Genomic DNA, 582 nt, shown 5'->3' with positions numbered 1-582 from the left:
TTATCTAGTTCTTCGTCTGATATATTAACTAACCAAAGGCAATAACGTTCTTTAGCATTTAAAAACTCAGCAGAGCCAAGTAGCTTTTTTATCCATTTTTCAGATGCTGGTTCTTTACTGATTAATTCATCTTTTTCTTCAGAACTTAATATTAAATTTCCTCCATCAACTGGCTTATTACCATAAACCATTTTTGAACCATCATGGATGGGAGTTCGTTGGCTTTGAACAGCGATATTTGACCCTTTAATTAAATAAGGGCTAATATTAGAAACAACTTCACTATGCCAAGTTTTATCAATTAATTTAAAGATTAACTTTTTGCTATTAGGTTTTGCGGATAAGCCAATAATCACTACGTGTACAGCCGCATTATGTTTGGCGTTATTACGCCATGGAAATGTTTGATAAGCAAAGCTAATATGAATGCCCAAATCAAATATATATGGAAATAACATTGCCACTTGCTCACCTTGCGCAATTGAGTTGGTTGATACCAAGGCAAGCTCAGCATTAGAGTTAGCAATATATTGTGAGCCTTTCCAAAACCATGAAGTCACATAGTCAAGCGATTTAAAGTTT

The 582-nt window shown here is 34.0% G+C and carries 1 protein-coding gene; it reads right to left on the bottom strand.

Features of this window, described 5'->3' with window-relative positions:
• Positions 1 to 582: DNA methyltransferase (locus tag BTV99_RS13480; protein ID WP_372046651.1), on the bottom strand; the 582-nt coding region annotated here is incomplete at both ends.

Source organism: Psychrobacter sp. Rd 27.2, assembly GCF_001921755.1.
Lineage (GTDB): Bacteria > Pseudomonadota > Gammaproteobacteria > Pseudomonadales > Moraxellaceae > Psychrobacter > Psychrobacter celer.
The sequence above is the reverse complement of the archived record's forward strand: the minus strand, read 5'-3'. Positions and strand labels throughout refer to the sequence as shown.